The sequence below is a fragment of the Sphingopyxis italica genome (genome assembly GCF_011926545.1).
GTDB classification, from domain to species: domain Bacteria; phylum Pseudomonadota; class Alphaproteobacteria; order Sphingomonadales; family Sphingomonadaceae; genus Sphingopyxis; species Sphingopyxis italica.
In genome coordinates, this window is the sequence record NZ_JAATIT010000002.1 from 506,740 (window position 1) to 521,781 (window position 15,042).

Here is a 15,042-nt window from a genome sequence, read left to right on the forward strand (position 1 = left end):
CGAAAAATGGGAGTCCGGCGTGGCCGACGGGGATCATGATCGGCTTTTTACGGAAGCGATCGACCGCTTCGGCGGTGCGCTCGCCCGTCTCGCACGCGGCTATGAGGCCGATGCGGACCTGCGGCGCGATCTCGAACAGGAATTGCAGGTCGCGCTGTGGCAGAGTTTCGCCGCCTTCGACGGTCGCTGCTCGCTCAGCACCTGGGTGTGGCGCGTCGCGCACAATCGCGCGACATCGCACATGCTCGCAAACAAGCGCCACGCGCAGCGCGGCTGGGCATCGATCGAGGAGGTCGAAATCGCCGATGCCAACGCCACGCCGTTCGAACGCGCCGACAGCGACCGCGCGATGGCGCTGATCCTGTCGATCATCGACCGGCTCGACCCGCCCGACCGGCAGATATTGCTCCTCTATCTCGAAGGGGTGGCGGGGGCGGAAATCGGCGCGGTTACCGGCGTCTCGCCCGACGCCGTGGCGGCCAAGATCCACCGTTTCAAATCCATGCTGACGCGCCGCTTCGGCGGTGCCGGAGACATCCGATGACCGATTTTTCCGACGACAGTTTTTCCGACGACGGGGGCCTCCATGCCCTGTGGCAGGGCAGCGAGCCCATCCTCGCGCCGCTCCCGCTCGACGAGATCAAGCGCCAGGCGGGGCGTTTCGGCGACGCCATCCGTCGGCGCAACCGGCGCGAATATGTGGCCACGGCGCTGGTCGTCGCCGTGTTCGCCTTCTACGCCGCGATCTTCGCCGAACCGCTGGTCAAGCTAGGCAGCCTGCTGATCATCGCCGGTGCGCTCGTCGTCGCGTGGCAGCTTGCCCGCCGCACCTCCCGCGCCGATCCCGACGCAGAGGCGCAGGATATAAGCGGCTATTACCGGGCCCGGCTGGTGCGCGAGGAACATATGCTCGCGCGCGTCGGCCGCTGGTATCTCGCGCCCTTTGTTCCCGGCCTGCTCCTGTTCCTGCTCGGACAGGCGAAAGCGAGCGGAATGGGCGGCTCGCTCGTGTTCCTGCTTGTGGTCGCGTTCCAACTGCTGGTGTTCGGCAGCATATGGATACTCAACCGCCGCGCCGCGGCCATGCTTCGCGCCCGGATCGCCCGGATCGACCGTGCCGGCACCCTCCAAGGAGATAGCCAATGACCAAAACCCTGCTCGCCGCCCTCTGCACTGCCGCCATGACGCTGCCGGCCTCCACCGCCTACGCGGTCCAGTCGCCCGAAATCGCGGCCGCGGCCGACACCGCCTTCGATCGCCGCGCGGCGGAGCTCGTCGACCTGCTCACCGCGCGGATCCCCTTTGCCGACTATTTCGACCCGAGCTTCCAGACCGCCATACCCGAAGCGCAATTCAAGGCGATCACCGCCAGCCTGATCGCGCAATATGGCCAGCCGCTTTCAGTCGACAAAGTGACGTCCGCCAACGGCCGTGCCGGGACAGTGCTGCTTCGCTTCGAAAAGGGCGTCGCGACCGTCGCGCTGGAGGTCGGTCCCGGGACGGATGCGCGTGTTACCGGCCTGCGCATCGCCAATTTCGAGATGGCCGACGATAGTTTCGACAAGGTAGCAGCCGAAATCGCCGCGCTGCCCGGCCGCACCGGCTTCCTCGTCGCCGAACTCGACGGCGGCACGGTCAAGCCGTATGCGGCTGCCCATGCCGATGAGCAATTCGCCATCGGCTCGATCGTCAAACTCTATATCCTCGACGAACTGGCCGCGCAGGTTGCCACGGGCAAGCGGCGATGGTCGGACGTCGTGCCGCTGTCGCATCAGAGCTTTTCCTCCGCCGGCACGGCAAACTGGCCGAAAGATACGCCCGTCACTGTGCAGAGCCTTGCCAATTGGATGATCTCGGTCAGCGACAACAGCGCGACCGACACGCTGATCCATCTGCTCGGCCGCAAAAACATCGAGGCGCGAATGCGCGCCGCCGGCCACAGCGCCGTGTCGCGCAACATCCCCCTCCTGACCACGGTCGAAGCTTTCGCGCTCAAGGGCGACAATTTCGCGGCCGAGCGCGCCGCCTTCATCGCGGGCGACGATCAAGCTCAGCGGGCACTGATCGACGCCAAAGCCGACCGGCTGATCCTGTCGAATGTCGACGGGGTCAGTTTTTCGGGCGGCCCGCGCTTCATCGACAGTCTTGAGTGGTTCGCCAGTCCGAATGACATCGCCCGCGCGATGATCGACCTGCGGACGCGCGGGTCGGACACGGCCATGTCGGCGATGGCGATCAATAATGGCGTCGGCGGCGGCCCGGCAACGCCCTGGTCCTATCTCGGCTACAAGGGCGGGTCCGAGCTTGGCGTCGTAGCGATGAGCCTGCTCGGGCAGCGCAAATCGGATGGCAAATGGTTCGTCGTGACCGCGAGCTGGAACAATCCCGACGCGGCGGTGCCGACCGAAACCATGGCCAGCCTGATCACCAGACTGCTCGCTCTCGCGGCGAAATGATCAGGCCGTCAGCGCCGCGACCAGCGCCTTGACCTTCGCCTGCCGCCACTGCGGGGTGGGGGCGACGAGCCAATAGCCCCGCTTGACGGCAAAAGCCTCGCGAACCAGCCGCACTCGGCCCGCGGCGATATCCGCTTCGGCCAGCATCGCGGGGACATTCGCCTGCCCCAGCCCGTTCGCCGCGGCGTCGATCGCCAGCCCGGCGTCGCCGAGCCGCAACGCCGGCTCGCCTTCCTCGACGGGGCAGCCGGGCCATGCGATGCGCGTTTCGCTTTCGCTCCCGGGCCCCGCGACGGTCACCATCAGCGCCTCGGCGAGCGCCACACCCTCATGCTCGCCGGCGCCGTCGGTCCAGAAGATCGCGAGGTCGAGGTTCGCCTCGGTAAAATCGATCCCGCTGTCGGCCGACACGAGCGTGAAGCGCACGTCGGGCGCTTGCTGGCTGTAGCGCGCGAGCCGCGGCGCGAGCCATTTCGCTGTCAGGTCGCGCGGCGCCGCGATCGTCAGCGACTGCGACGATTGGCCCGCCTGCATCGCGCGCACCGATTCCTCGAACTGCAGGAAGCCCTGACGCAACGCGTCGAGCCCGGCGTTGGCCTCGCCCGTCAACTCCAGCCCCTTCGGTGTCCGGCGGAACAGCACGACGCCGAGCATATCCTCGAGCGCGCGGATCTGCTGCCCCACCGCCGCGGGCGTCACCGCCAGTTCGTCGGCGGCGCGCGTGAAACTGAGATGCCGGGCAGCGGCGTCGAAGACGCGGAGCGCGTTGAGGGGCAGGTGCGTGCGCTTCATAACGCGGTCGCGGGCGCCTGAAGCGGGAAATGCGGGATGGCGACGAGCATTTGCGATCCGTCGCCCAGCTCCATCGCATAGCTGCCGACCATCGAGCCTTCCGGAGTCGGCAACGGGCAGCCCGATACATAATCATAGGCGCCGCCGGGCATGATCAGCGGCTGTTCGCCGACGACGCCCTCGCCTTCGACTTCGCTGGTCTGGCCGCGCCCGTCGCTGATCCGCCAATGGCGGCTGATGAGTTGCACGGTGTCGTCCCCATGATTCTCGACACGGACATGATAGGCCCAGAACCAGCGGCCGAGCGCCGGGTGCGACTGTTCGGGCAGATAGCTGACCGCGACGCGCACGGTGATCGACCCGGTGGTCGCCGCAAAGGGGAAGAAGGAGTCGATCATTTCCATGACAAATTCGCTTAAAGCCCGACTTTGGTCAATGCCTGGTCGAGGTCGGCGATCACGTCGCGCGGGTCTTCGAGTCCGATATTGATACGGAGCAACCCTTCGCTGACGCCCATGTCGAGCCGGACTTCGGGGCTGACGCCATAATGGGTCGTCGTCCATGGATGACAGCACAGGCTGCGCGAATCACCAATATTGTTGCTGATGTCGATCAGTTCGAGCGCGTTGAGGAACGCCATAGCCTGTTCGCTGCCGCCCGCCAATTCGAAGGCGAAGATCGGACCGCAATCCTCCATCTGGCTCTTCGCCAGCTCATGCTGAGGGTGGCTGGGCAGCCCCGGATGCAACATGCGCGCGACGCGGCTCTCGATCGCTTTCCCGACCGCGAGCGCATTTTCCGATTGGCGCCGCGCGCGCAGGTCGAGCGTTTCGAGTCCCTTCAGCACCACCCATGCGTTGAACGGCGACAGGTTGGGCCCGGTGTTGCGCTGGAACGGCAGCAGCACGTCATTGATGAATTTCCCGGTCCCGCAAACGGCGCCCGCGAGCACGCGCCCCTGTCCTTCCATCAGCTTGGTCGCCGAATAAGCGACGACGTCGGCGCCGAAATCCATCGGACGCTGGAGAACCGCGGTCGCAAAGGCATTGTCGACGACGCTGGTGATGCCGTGCGCCTTGGCCAGCCCACAGACATGCTTCATGTCGACGATATCCATCGTCGGATTGGCCGGGGTTTCGAAGAAGAAGACCTTGGTGTTCGGCTTGATCGCCTTTTCCCACGCGTCATTATCGCGGCCATCAACGACGGTGGCTTCGATCCCGAAACGCGGACAGAGATGATCGACGAGCCAGCGGCACGAGCCAAAGGCGGCCTTTGCCGCGACGATATGGTCGCCCGCCGACAATTGGCACAGCAGCGCGGTCGTCATCGCCGCCATGCCGGTCGCCTGAACGCGGCACGCCTCGGCGCCTTCCATCAGCGCGATCCGCTCCTCGAGCATCGCGACCGTCGGGTTTTGCAGGCGCGAATAGGTCATGCCCTGTTCGTCGCCTGAGAAACGCCCCGCGACTTCCTCGGCGCTTTCGTAGGTGTATCCCGAGGTCAGGAAGAGGGCTTCCGACGTCTCGCCATGCTCGCTGCGCCAGGTGCCGCCGCGCACCGCCTGCGTCGCGGGATGCCAGCTCTTTGTCTTGCTACGATCGAAACCCGTCGTCTTTTTCATCATCTTATCCGTTCAAAGCCGAAACAACCGCATCGCCCAATGCCGCCGTTCCCATATTGCCCCCCAGATCCGCACCGCGGCAACCGTCGGCCAACACCTTTGCCACCGCCGCCTCGATCCGCGCCGCGCTCGCCTCGTCGTGGCCCGAATGGCGCAGCAGCATCGCGAGCGACAGGATCATCGCCAGCGGATTGGCTACGCCCCGACCCGCGATGTCGGGCGCGCTGCCGTGGATGGGCTCGTAAAGCCCCTGCTTGCCTTCGCTCAGTGACGCCGACGCGAGCAGTCCGATCGATCCGACGCACATCGACGCCTGATCGGACAAAATGTCACCGAACAGATTGCCGGTGACGACGACGTCGAACTGCCCCGGGTTGCGCACCAGCTGCATCGCGGCATTGTCGACATACATATGGGTCAGCGCCACGTCGGGATAGTCGGCGGCGACCTCGATCACCACGTCGCGCCACAGCTGCGAGGTTTCGAGGACATTCGCCTTGTCGACCGAACACAGCCGCTTCGCCCGTCCCTGCGCCGCGCGGAAGGCGACATGTGCGATGCGCCGCACTTCGCTCTCGCTGTACGACATGATGTCATAGCCTTCGCGCTCGCCGCTCGCCGTTGTGCGCGTGCCCTTCTCGCCGAAATAGACGTCGCCGTTGAGCTCGCGGACGATCAGCAAGTCGATCGCCGACGCCACTTCGGGACGCAGCGCCGAGCTGCCTTCCAGCCCGGCGAACAGCTTTGCGGGGCGCAGATTGGCGAACAGCCCGAGTTCGGCGCGCAGGCCGAGGATCGCCTGTTCGGGGCGCAGATGGCGTTCGACATTGTCGAAACGCGGATCGCCGACCGCGCCGAAGAGGATGGCATCGGCGGCCTTCGCCTTCGCGAGCGTCTCGGGCGGCAGCGGATGACCGGTCGCTTCATAAGCCGTGCCGCCGACGAGCGCGCGGTCGAGCGTCACCGGCAATGCGAGCGCGGCGAGGACCTTTTCGGCCTCCACCATGATCTCCGGACCGATACCATCGCCAGCCAGCAGCAGGATTTTCAATGCGTCGCCCTTTCGTGTCTCGCCAGCCGCTTAGACAGCGGCGCCGCGTCACGCAACCGCCCTGCCCAGCCGGGAGACCAATCTTTCCCTTACGACCAGCAAGTCGCGGTTGCGCCCGTCGAAGACATCGCGGGCGAGGAAGTGGCCGGTGATCGCGAGGAAGTCGAGTATGTCGGCCATCGTCGAATCCGGGGCGGCTTCGTCCGGATCGTCGTGCCGCATGAACGGCGGAAGGCGAAGAAGCCGTGTTTCATACCCGGCCGCGGCCGCCGCGCTGACCGCGCCGCCCGATTTGGGACTCACGAAAGCGATGTCGCCGGTCGATCCCGTCACGACGCATTCGCTGAGGTCCAGCCCGTAACCCAGTTCGGCGAGCAGAAGCAGTTCGTAACGTCCCAGCGCAAGCGCCCATTGGCGCGCCGACGATGCGACGCCGATCGCGTCCAGCACGGCCGACAGCGCCGAATAAAGCGCCGGATAGGGCTGATTTTCGGGCAGCGTCGCCGCGGTGAGGCTCGTCGCCCAGTCGATCGCCGCCGCCGCCAGCGGCTCGGCGAGCAGCGGCGCGCGGCTCTCCAACAGCTCGACCGTCGCGCCGCCCAATTGCTCCTCGGTCCGCGCGCGCAGTTCGAGCGCCACCAGATTGCCCGGTATCAGGATCGGCCGCACCCGCCGCGAGCGCCCGCCGCGCACATAACCCGCGACCAGTCCGGCCTCCGCCGTCAGCGCGCGCAGGATCGCGCCATGCTCGCCATGCGCGCGCACCGCGCAGACGATGGCCGATGTCGTCAGGCTGGCCAAAGCACCATCTGCGTCTGCGTCACCAGTGCGACGTCGGCGCCGTCTTCGGTGCGGATGCGCGTCTGCCACACCGACAGCCGCTTGCCGATCTTCACCGGGGTCGCCTCGCCGACCAGCACCGAACCCACTGGGCCAGCGCCGAGAAAGTTGGTCTTGCTCTCGATCGTCGTCGTGCCGCTCGCGCCCTCGGGCAATGTCAGGAATGCGCCCACGGCGCCGAGGCAATCGGCGAATGCCATGATCGCCCCACCATGGACAATCCCGCCCGCGGTGCAGATCTCGGGCCGAACGGGCAGCTTGCCCGCAATGCGTTCCTTGCTGCCTTCTTCGATCGTGACACCCAGCGTTCCAGCAAGCGGCATGGCGGCTGCAAAATCCATAATATTCCCCTCACCGTCCCGAATGATAGAAATCATGCACCGCCTGCGCGACCCCGGCGCTCACACCCGGCGCTTTCCGCAAATCCTCCAGGCTCGCACCGCGCACGGCGCGCGCGGTGCCGAAGTGCATCAGCAGCGCCTTCTTGCGCGCCGGGCCGATGCCCGGCACCTCGTCGAGCGGCGAGCTGCCCATTGCCTTGGCGCGTTTCTGCCGGTGCGCGCCGATCGCGAAGCGGTGCGCCTCGTCGCGCAGCCGCTGGATATAGAAAAGCACGGCATTGTTCGGCGGCAGCGTGAACTCTCGCCCGTCGGGGTGATAGAAAGTCTCACGCCCGGCGTTGCGATCCGGCCCCTTGGCGACCCCCACATAAGTCAGGTCGTCGATCCCCAGCTCGGCGAGCACCGCGCCCGCCGCCGACACCTGTCCCTTGCCGCCGTCGATCAGCACCAGGTTGGGCCATTCGCCCTTGGTGCGTTCGGGATCCTCCTCGATCGCGCGCGCAAAGCGGCGCTGAAACACCTCGCGCATCATCGCGAAATCGTCGCCGGGCTGCGTTTCGGGCCGCTTGATGTTGAACTTGCGATAGGCGCCCTTGATCCAGCCCTCGGGACCCGCGACGACCATCGCGCCGAGCGCGTTCGTCCCCTGGATATGGCTGTTGTCGTAAATCTCGATGCGCTGCGGCGGATTTTCGAGATCGAACAGCTCGGCAAGCTCGCGCCCGAGCTTCGCCTGGCTGCTGCTTTCGGCGAGGCGGCGGTCGAGTTCCTCGCCGGCATTGCGCACCGCCTGTTCGAGCAGCCGGCGGCGGTTGCCGCGCTGCGGCACGCTGATCTCGACCTTACGGTTCGCGCTCTCGCCCAGCGCTTCGGCCAGCAGCGCGCATTCGTCGGGCTCGCGGTCGACGAGAATTGTCTTCGGCGGCGGCACGCCTTCGTAGAATTGCATCAGGAAGCTCGCCATCACCTCGTTCTCGGGCACCCCCGAAACATGCGCCGGAAAGAAACTACGATGCCCCCAATTCTGGCCGCCGCGGATGAAGAAGCCCGCGATGCACAGCTGCCCGCCCTTCGCGGCGAGCGCGAACACGTCGGCATCGCCCAGCCCCTCCGCGTGGACCGACTGGCTACCCTGGATGAAGGTCAGCGACTTCAGCCGGTCGCGGATCACCGCCGCCTGCTCAAAATCCATCGCTTCGGCGGCGCGCGTCATCGCATCGCCCAGCCGTTTCTGCACCGCCGTCGAGCGGCCTTCGAGGAAATCCTGCGCGTCACTCACCAGCCCGGCATAATCCTCCTTCGAGATGCGATCGACGCACGGCGCGCTGCACCGCTTGATCTGGTAGAGCAGGCACGGCCGCGAGCGGTTCGCGAAGAAGCTGTCGGTGCAGCTGCGCAGGAGGAAGGTCTTCTGCAACGCATTGAGCGTCTGGTTCACCGATCCGGCACTCGCGAACGGGCCATAATAGCGCCCCTTCGCGCGCCGCGCGCCGCGATGCTTTTGCACGCGCGGGAAATCATGGTCTGCGCGCAGCAGGATGAAGGGGAAGCTTTTGTCGTCGCGCAGCAGCACATTGTACGGCGGGCGATAACGCTTGATCAGCTGGGCTTCGAGCAGCAGCGCCTCGGCTTCGCTCACCGTCGTGACGATCTCCATCGCGCGCGTCTGCGACACCATGCGCTGGAGCCGCTGCGGCAGGCGCGCGACCTGCGTGTAGTTGGTGACGCGGTTCTTGAGCGCGCGCGCCTTCCCCACATAGAGCACGTCGCCGCGCGCATCGAGCATCCGGTAGACGCCGGGGCGCGTCGGCAATTTGCGCACCACGCTGCGGATCGCCTCGGCGCCGCGTTCGAGGTCGGGCTGGTCGCCCTCCCCGTCGCCGCCGCGGATCACATAGGTCGCTTTTTCTTCGTTGAATCGGTCGGGAGCGTTCGGGCGGGCCATGATTTTGCATGTAGGCGATGGCGCTGCGAGCCGCCATAGTGCGGGAGGTAAAACATGGGAGGGGTCGTATGGAACTTCGTGGAAAGCTCGCGCTGGTCACCGGCGGCAGCGACGGGATCGGGCGCGAGATCGCGCTGCAACTGCAGGGTGCGGGCGCCGAGGTGATCGTCACCGGCCGCTCGGCGGAGAAATTGCGGGCGATGGCGGCGCTCGGTTTCGGCACGATCGCGGGTGATCTCTCGACACCCTCGGGCGTCGATGCCGTCGTCGATGGCGTGGCGGACAAGCCACTCGCGCTGCTCGTCAACAATGCGGGCGTCGGCAGCGAATATGAGCTGGACCGGCCCGAAACGCTCGACAATGCGGCGCATTGCATCCGCACCAACCTCGACGCGCCGATCGCGCTTTGCACCCGGCTGCTCCCGGTGCTTCAGGCCCAGCCCGAAGCCGCGATCGTCAACGTCACCTCGGGCCTTGCGATCGCCCCGCGCGCGGGCGGTTCGGTCTATTGCGCGACCAAGGCGGGATTGCGCAGCTATACGCAGGCGATCCGCCATGCGCTGAAGGACAGCAATGTCCGGGTGATCGAGGCGCTGCCGCCGGTGGTCGAAACCAACATGACCGCGGGCCGCGCGGGCAAGAAAATGAACGCGCACGACTGCGCCGCCGAAATCGTCCGCGGCATCCGGACTGGCAAACGCGAGGTGAACGCCGGGATGGTGAAGCTGTTGCAGCTGATGCACAGCATTTCGCCCGCGCTCGCGCGGCGGATCATGATCGGGTTTTGAGGGGGGGCGTTTCGACGTAACGGTGCTCGACGCCGCCGACGTCCGTTTTGGGGTGGGGAGCGGACGTTGCCACTCTCAACCCTCGTCATTCCCGCGAAAGCGGGAACCCAGCGAGCAACCGTCGCTACTGGGTTCCCGCTTTCGCGGGAATGACGAAGTAAGGGAATAGCAGCTACCGGCCGCAGCCCGACCTTTCACCCTCAGCCGTGCGGCTTGATCAGATATTTCTCGCCCGTGCGCTTCGCGTTGTACGCCTGCGCCGTATCAACATCCAGCGCATCGGCCAACGAGACCTCATGGCTGTAATGGCTCTTGAACGTCGTCGTCAGCTCGTCGACGACGCGCTTCCGCATCCGTCCCACGACGTCCGCGCCGGCCTTCGCCATGAAGGGGGTCAGCAGGAAGCCGCCGAGCGCCCAGGTCAGGCCAAAGCTGCGCGCCGAGAAGGTCGTCGGTGACAGGTCGAGCGCGCCATAGATATAGACCTGCTTGAACGTATCCGAACCATAGCGGCTATATGTCGTCGTTTTCCGCACCGCCGCCGCCTCCATCGCGGTCAGGATCTGTCCGGCGAGCTTGCCGCCGCCGGTCGCGTCGAAGCCGATCGTTGCGCCCGTCTCAGCGATCGCATCGACCAGCCGATCCATAAAATCGTCGGCACCGCTGTTGACGATATATTTCGCCCCGATGCCCTTCAGGATTTCGACCTGCGCGTCGCTGCGCACGATGTTGACGAGCGGAATGCCGTCCTTCGCGCAAATCTTGACGAGCATCTGGCCGAGGTTCGACGCCGCCGCAGTGTGGACGATCGCGCTGTGATTCTCCATCCGCATCGTCTCGGTGAAGGCGAGGCTGGTCAGCGGATTGACGAAACAGGACGCACCGTCGGCCGCATCGGTGCCATCGGGCAGCGCCATCACCATCTGCACCGGCAGGCAGCGATATTCGGCATACATCTCGCCGCCGAGCAGCGCGACGGTCTTGCCGAGCAGCGCCTGCGCTTCGGGCGAGTCCCCTGCCGCGACGACGGTTCCGCAGCCTTCGTTGCCGATCGCGAGCGCGTCGCCGATGCGCCCCCCCATCGCGCGCATGCCCGCGGGCGGGACGTCGGCGGTGATCAGCGGCTGGCCATCCTTGGTCGAGGCGCGCGCGGTCGACACGTCCGCGCCGCCGAACAGCAGGCCGAGGTCCGACGGATTGATCGGCGCGGCGAGCACCTTCACCAGCACCTCGTGCGGCTTCGGCACCGGCATCGGGCGGGGTTCGAGCGACACTTCGAGCTGCCCTTCGGGCTTCACAAGCGTCAGCATGGTGAGGTTGGTTTCAGGCAGGTCGGTCATCGCGCGTCTCCGGTCGCTTTTCGGTTTCTCGATGCAACGGATTAGGCGAGGCGGTGCCCTGTGACAATGGGTCCTTGTCGACTTTCCTCTCCGTTCGCATCGAGCGAAGTCGAGATGCCTCGCAGGCACGCGCTTCTGTTGGGTGTCTCGACTTCGACCGCAGGTCGAAGTTTATCCTGAGCGCCTGCCAAGGCAGTCGAAGGGCTCGACACGAATGGAAATGGAGAGTTGCGTTTTAGCCGGGCGAATATTGCGCCGCGAGCCGTAGCACCTCGCCGGCGAGTTCAGCGCGGCAGATCAACAGATCGGGCAGATAGGTATCGGGATTATTGTAACGGAGCGGCGAACCGTCAACGCGGCTGACGTGCAGGCCCGCCGCTTGCGCCACGGCGACGGGCGCGCAATTGTCCCATTCATATTGGCCGCCGGTGTGGAGGTAGATATCGGCCTCGCCGCGCACGACGGCCATCGCCTTGGCGCCCGCCGAGCCCATCGCCACCAGCTCGGCGCCGAGCCGTTCGGCCACGAAAACCGCTTCGGCGGCGGGGCGCGTGCGGCTGACGAGCATGCGGAGCGGCTGGTTCGCCGGTTGAAGCGCGACCGGCGAACCAGAAGTCAGCGTGACGCCCAAGCCCGGCAACGCGACCGCGCCGACCGCCGCGAGGCCATCGACCGCGAGCGCAACATGCACCGCCCAGTCGTCGCGACCCTCACCATATTCGCGCGTGCCATCCAGCGGGTCGACAATCCACACGCGGCTCTGCCCGCAGCGTGCGCGATTATCCTTTTCCTCTTCGGAGAGCAGCCCATCGCTGGGCCGCGCAGCGCGCAACTCGCGGCAGAGCATCGCGTTGGCGGCCTCGTCGCCCGCCCGCCCCAGCGCCTTGCCTTCGAGGTCGCCCCGCCCCCGCAGGTCGAGCAAAATCGCGCCCGCGGCGTTCGCGAGCTGTCCGGCGAGTTGTTCGTCCGTTTCCTCCACGCCCAATGCCCTACCCCAACAAGCGATCGATGATCAGGTCTGCCGCCTCTTCGGGCGTCATCGCGGTCGTGTCGATGCGGATCTCGGGATTTTCGGGCGCCTCATAGGGGCTGTCGATGCCGGTGAAATTCTTGAGCTGTCCCGCGCGCGCCTTTTTGTAGAGGCCCTTCACGTCGCGGCGCTCCGCTTCGGCCAGCGGCGTATCGATGAACACTTCGATGAACTCGCCGTCGGGCAACATGCCGCGCACCATCTCGCGCTCGGCGCGGAAGGGCGAGATGAAGGCGGTGATGACGATCAGCCCGGCATCCGACATCAGCTTCGCAACCTCGCCGACGCGGCGGATATTCTCGATCCGGTCGGCTTCGGTGAAGCCGAGATCGCGGTTGAGCCCGTGACGGACATTGTCGCCGTCGAGCAGGAAGCTGTGCCGGTTCATCCGGTGCAGCTTCTTTTCGACGAGGTTCGCGATCGTGGATTTACCCGACCCCGACAGGCCGGTGAACCAGAGCAGCGCGGGCCGCTGGTTCTTCAGGCTCGCGCGCATGTCGCGGTCGATGTCGGTCGCTTGCCAATGAACATTCTGGGCGCGGCGCAGGCTGAAATGCAGCATCCCCGCGGCGACGGTCGCGTTGGTCAGCTTGTCGATCAGGATAAAGCCGCCGAGCGTATGATTGTCGCCATAGGCTTCGAAGGTGATCGGCTTGTCGGTCGACAGTTCGACGACGCCGATGCCGTTGAGGTCCAGCGTCTTCGCCGCGAGATGATCGAGCGTGTTGACGTTGATCTCGTACTTCGGCGCCTGCACCGTCGCCGAGACGCTCTGCGTCGCGAGCTTCAGCCAATAGGCGCGGCCCGGAATCATCGCCTCGTCGGCCATCCAGACGAGCGTCGCTTCGAACTGGTCGGCGGCCTCGGGCGGCGCGTCGGCGGCGGCGATCACATCGCCGCGCGAACAATCGACCTCATCGGCGAGCGTGAGGGTGACCGACTGCCCCGCGACGGCTTCATCGAGGTCGCCATCGAGCGTGACGATCCGGTCGATCGTCGTCGTTTTGCCGCTGGGCAGGATGCGCACCGCATCGCCGGGCTTGACCTTGCCGCTCGCGAGTTGGCCCGAGAAGCCCCGGAAATCGAGGTTCGGGCGGTTGACCCACTGGACCGGCAAACGGAACGGCTTCGCTTCATCGGCGGCGCTGCCGACCTCGACATTTTCGAGATGCTCGATCAGCGCGGGCCCCTTGAACCAGGGCGTATTGTCCGAGAGCGCGGTGATATTGTCGCCCTTGAAACCCGAGATCGGGATCGCGGTGAAATTGGTGATGCCGATCTCGCTGGCGAAGGCGCGGTAGGCCAACGTGATGCGGTCGAAGACGGCCTTGTCGTAGCCGACGAGGTCCATCTTGTTCACCGCCAGCACGATATGCTTGATGCCGATCAGGTGCGCGAGGAAGCTGTGGCGGCGCGTCTGCGTCAGCACGCCCTTGCGCGCGTCGATCAGGATGACGGCGAGGTCGGCGGTCGACGCACCGGTGACCATGTTGCGCGTATACTGTTCGTGCCCCGGGGTGTCGGCGACGATGAACTTGCGCTTTTCGGTCGTGAAAAAGCGGTAGGCGACGTCGATCGTGATCCCCTGCTCGCGCTCGGCGGCGAGGCCGTCGACGAGGAGCGCGAAATCGATCTCCTGCCCCTGCGTCCCGACGCGCTTGCTGTCGGCCTCGAGCGCGGCAAGCTGGTCCTCGAAGATCATCTTGCTGTCGTAGAGCAGCCGTCCGATCAGCGTCGACTTGCCGTCGTCGACCGATCCGCAGGTGATGAAGCGCAGCAAAGATTTCTGCTGATGCTGTTCGAGATAGGCGTCGATGTCCTCGGCGATCAGCGCGTCGGTGACGTAGATGGGAGAGTTTGGGGTATTTGGCATCAGAAATACCCCTCCTGCTTCTTCTTCTCCATGCTGGCGTCACCGCCATCCTTGTCGATGATGCGGCCTTGCCGTTCGCTGGTCGTGGTCAGCAGCATTTCCTGAATCACTTCCGACAACGTGCTGGCCTCGCTCTCGACCGCGCCCGTCAGCGGATAGCAGCCAAGGGTGCGAAAACGCACCGAGCGCTGAACGGGCGTCTCACCCGGCAGCAAGGGAAAGCGGTCGTCATCGACCATCAGCAGCAGCCCATCGCGCTCGACCGTCGGACGCGGCGCGGCGAAATAGAGCGGGACGATCGGGATATTCTCCCGCGCGATATACTGCCAGATGTCGAGTTCGGTCCAGTTCGAGATCGGGAAGACGCGGATGCTCTCGCCTTTCGCCTTGCGGGCGTTGTAAAGATTCCAGAGCTCGGGACGCTGTTTCTTCGGGTCCCAGCCGTGGGTCGCGGTGCGAAAGGAGAAGATGCGCTCCTTGGCGCGACTCTTTTCCTCGTCGCGGCGCGCGCCGCCGAAGGCGACGTCGAAGCCGTGGAGGTCGAGCGCCTGCTTCAGCCCCTCGGTCTTCCACATGTCGGTGTGCAAGGGGCCATGGTCGAAGGGATTGATGCCGCGCGCCTTCGCCTCCGGATTCTGATAGACGATCAGATCCATGCCGCTTTCGGCCGCCATGCGGTCGCGCAGCTCGTACATCGCCTGGAATTTCCACGTCGTATCGACATGGAGCAAAGGGAACGGCGGCGGCGAGGGATAAAAGGCCTTGCGCGCGAGATGAAGCATCACCGCGCTGTCCTTGCCCACGCTATAGAGCATCACAGGCTTCGCTGCGTCGGCCATCACTTCGCGCATGATATGGATGCTCTCGGCCTCGAGCCGGTCGAGATGGGTCAGCGTATCGGTCATGCCCCGCCCTTGCCGTCCCCGTTGACGGTGCGCAAACTGTATGGCCTTTCGAGGGGG

15 protein-coding genes are annotated in these 15,042 nt (G+C 65.7%); 4 read left to right on the plus strand and 11 right to left on the minus strand.

Going from position 1 to position 15,042, the window contains the following annotated elements; translation table 11 throughout:
* The first annotated feature begins 19 nt into the window (after positions 1–19).
* Genes GGR90_RS10115 through GGR90_RS10125 form a run of 3 tightly spaced genes read left to right on the plus strand, consistent with a single transcriptional unit; the run spans position 20 to position 2,456 of the window.
* Positions 20–544 (plus strand): sigma-70 family RNA polymerase sigma factor, encoded by a 525-nt coding sequence (locus GGR90_RS10115; RefSeq protein ID WP_167921305.1) that lies wholly within the window; start codon positions 20–22, stop codon positions 542–544.
* Positions 541–1,146, plus strand: coding sequence for a hypothetical protein (locus tag GGR90_RS10120; protein WP_167921306.1), 606 nt, complete (start codon positions 541–543; stop codon positions 1,144–1,146). Before GGR90_RS10115 ends, GGR90_RS10120 begins: the two co-directional genes overlap by 4 nt.
* Complete coding sequence (locus GGR90_RS10125) at positions 1,143–2,456, plus strand: serine hydrolase (RefSeq protein ID WP_167921307.1); 1,314 nt, start codon at positions 1,143–1,145, stop codon at positions 2,454–2,456. The genes GGR90_RS10120 and GGR90_RS10125 overlap by 4 nt, the downstream gene beginning before the upstream one ends.
* Here GGR90_RS10125 and GGR90_RS10130 read toward each other — a convergent pair whose 3' ends face one another.
* Genes GGR90_RS10130 through uvrC form a run of 7 tightly spaced genes read right to left on the minus strand, consistent with a single transcriptional unit; the run spans position 2,457 to position 9,049 of the window.
* Positions 2,457–3,248, minus strand: a complete 792-nt coding sequence (locus tag GGR90_RS10130) for a LysR family transcriptional regulator (RefSeq protein ID WP_167921308.1) — start codon at positions 3,246–3,248, stop codon at positions 2,457–2,459.
* Entirely contained in the window at positions 3,245–3,646 is a 402-nt protein-coding gene (gene apaG, locus GGR90_RS10135; protein WP_167921546.1) for a Co2+/Mg2+ efflux protein ApaG, read from the minus strand. Before apaG ends, GGR90_RS10130 begins: the two co-directional genes overlap by 4 nt.
* 17 nt (positions 3,647–3,663) lie before the next feature.
* Positions 3,664–4,872: a trans-sulfuration enzyme family protein gene (locus GGR90_RS10140; protein ID WP_167921309.1), complete on the minus strand. Its 1,209-nt coding sequence runs from the start codon at positions 4,870–4,872 to the stop codon at positions 3,664–3,666.
* A 4-nt stretch (positions 4,873–4,876) separates the two neighbouring features.
* Positions 4,877–5,923: a 3-isopropylmalate dehydrogenase gene (leuB, locus tag GGR90_RS10145; protein ID WP_167921310.1), complete on the minus strand. Its 1,047-nt coding sequence runs from the start codon at positions 5,921–5,923 to the stop codon at positions 4,877–4,879.
* Positions 5,924–5,971: 48 nt separating this feature from the next.
* Entirely contained in the window at positions 5,972–6,724 is a 753-nt protein-coding gene (gene recO, locus GGR90_RS10150) for a DNA repair protein RecO (RefSeq protein ID WP_167921311.1), read from the minus strand.
* A complete protein-coding gene (locus tag GGR90_RS10155; RefSeq protein WP_167921312.1) occupies positions 6,712–7,104 on the minus strand; it encodes a PaaI family thioesterase in 393 nt (130 codons plus the stop codon). Before GGR90_RS10155 ends, recO begins: the two co-directional genes overlap by 13 nt.
* A gap of 10 nt (positions 7,105–7,114) precedes the next feature.
* Entirely contained in the window at positions 7,115–9,049 is a 1,935-nt protein-coding gene (gene uvrC / locus GGR90_RS10160; protein ID WP_167921313.1) for an excinuclease ABC subunit UvrC, read from the minus strand.
* A 68-nt stretch (positions 9,050–9,117) separates the two neighbouring features.
* On the opposite strand from uvrC, the gene GGR90_RS10165 reads away from it, so the two are divergent.
* Positions 9,118–9,837, plus strand: a complete 720-nt coding sequence (locus tag GGR90_RS10165) for an SDR family oxidoreductase (RefSeq protein ID WP_167921314.1) — start codon at positions 9,118–9,120, stop codon at positions 9,835–9,837.
* A 200-nt stretch (positions 9,838–10,037) separates the two neighbouring features.
* On the opposite strand, the gene GGR90_RS10170 is transcribed toward GGR90_RS10165, so the two are convergent.
* The 4 genes from GGR90_RS10170 to cysD all read right to left on the minus strand — a co-directional run bounded on the left by GGR90_RS10170 (position 10,038) and on the right by cysD (position 14,985).
* Positions 10,038–11,177 carry a zinc-binding dehydrogenase gene (locus GGR90_RS10170; RefSeq protein WP_167921315.1) on the minus strand — a complete coding sequence of 380 codons (1,140 nt, stop codon included), beginning with the start codon at positions 11,175–11,177 and terminating at the stop codon, positions 10,038–10,040.
* 235 nt (positions 11,178–11,412) lie between these two features.
* Complete coding sequence (locus tag GGR90_RS10175) at positions 11,413–12,156, minus strand: inositol monophosphatase family protein (protein WP_167921316.1); 744 nt, start codon at positions 12,154–12,156, stop codon at positions 11,413–11,415.
* A gap of 10 nt (positions 12,157–12,166) precedes the next feature.
* The gene (cysN, locus tag GGR90_RS10180) at positions 12,167–14,080 is read right to left on the minus strand and encodes a sulfate adenylyltransferase subunit CysN (protein ID WP_167921317.1); all 1,914 of its coding nucleotides are present in this window, start codon (positions 14,078–14,080) and stop codon (positions 12,167–12,169) included.
* Positions 14,080–14,985: a sulfate adenylyltransferase subunit CysD gene (gene cysD / locus GGR90_RS10185; protein WP_167921318.1), complete on the minus strand. Its 906-nt coding sequence runs from the start codon at positions 14,983–14,985 to the stop codon at positions 14,080–14,082. Before cysD ends, cysN begins: the two co-directional genes overlap by 1 nt.
* Positions 14,986–15,042 lie beyond the last annotated feature (57 nt).

Excerpts from the sequence above, each read along its gene's own strand:
- GGR90_RS10120 (WP_167921306.1), top strand. The coding sequence starts at position 541 with ATGACCGATTTTTCCGACGACAGTTTTTCCGACGACGGGGGCCTCCAT.
- GGR90_RS10125 (WP_167921307.1), top strand. The coding sequence starts at position 1,143 with ATGACCAAAACCCTGCTCGCCGCCCTCTGCACTGCCGCCATGACGCTG.
- GGR90_RS10130 (WP_167921308.1), bottom strand. The coding sequence starts at position 3,248 with ATGAAGCGCACGCACCTGCCCCTCAACGCGCTCCGCGTCTTCGACGCC.
- apaG (WP_167921546.1), bottom strand. The coding sequence starts at position 3,646 with ATGATCGACTCCTTCTTCCCCTTTGCGGCGACCACCGGGTCGATCACC.
- GGR90_RS10140 (WP_167921309.1), bottom strand. The coding sequence starts at position 4,872 with ATGAAAAAGACGACGGGTTTCGATCGTAGCAAGACAAAGAGCTGGCAT.
- GGR90_RS10155 (WP_167921312.1), bottom strand. The coding sequence starts at position 7,104 with ATGGATTTTGCAGCCGCCATGCCGCTTGCTGGAACGCTGGGTGTCACG.
- uvrC (WP_167921313.1), bottom strand. The coding sequence starts at position 9,049 with ATGGCCCGCCCGAACGCTCCCGACCGATTCAACGAAGAAAAAGCGACC.
- GGR90_RS10165 (WP_167921314.1), top strand. The coding sequence starts at position 9,118 with ATGGAACTTCGTGGAAAGCTCGCGCTGGTCACCGGCGGCAGCGACGGG.
- GGR90_RS10170 (WP_167921315.1), bottom strand. The coding sequence starts at position 11,177 with ATGACCGACCTGCCTGAAACCAACCTCACCATGCTGACGCTTGTGAAG.
- cysN (WP_167921317.1), bottom strand. The coding sequence starts at position 14,080 with ATGCCAAATACCCCAAACTCTCCCATCTACGTCACCGACGCGCTGATC.
- cysD (WP_167921318.1), bottom strand. The coding sequence starts at position 14,985 with ATGACCGATACGCTGACCCATCTCGACCGGCTCGAGGCCGAGAGCATC.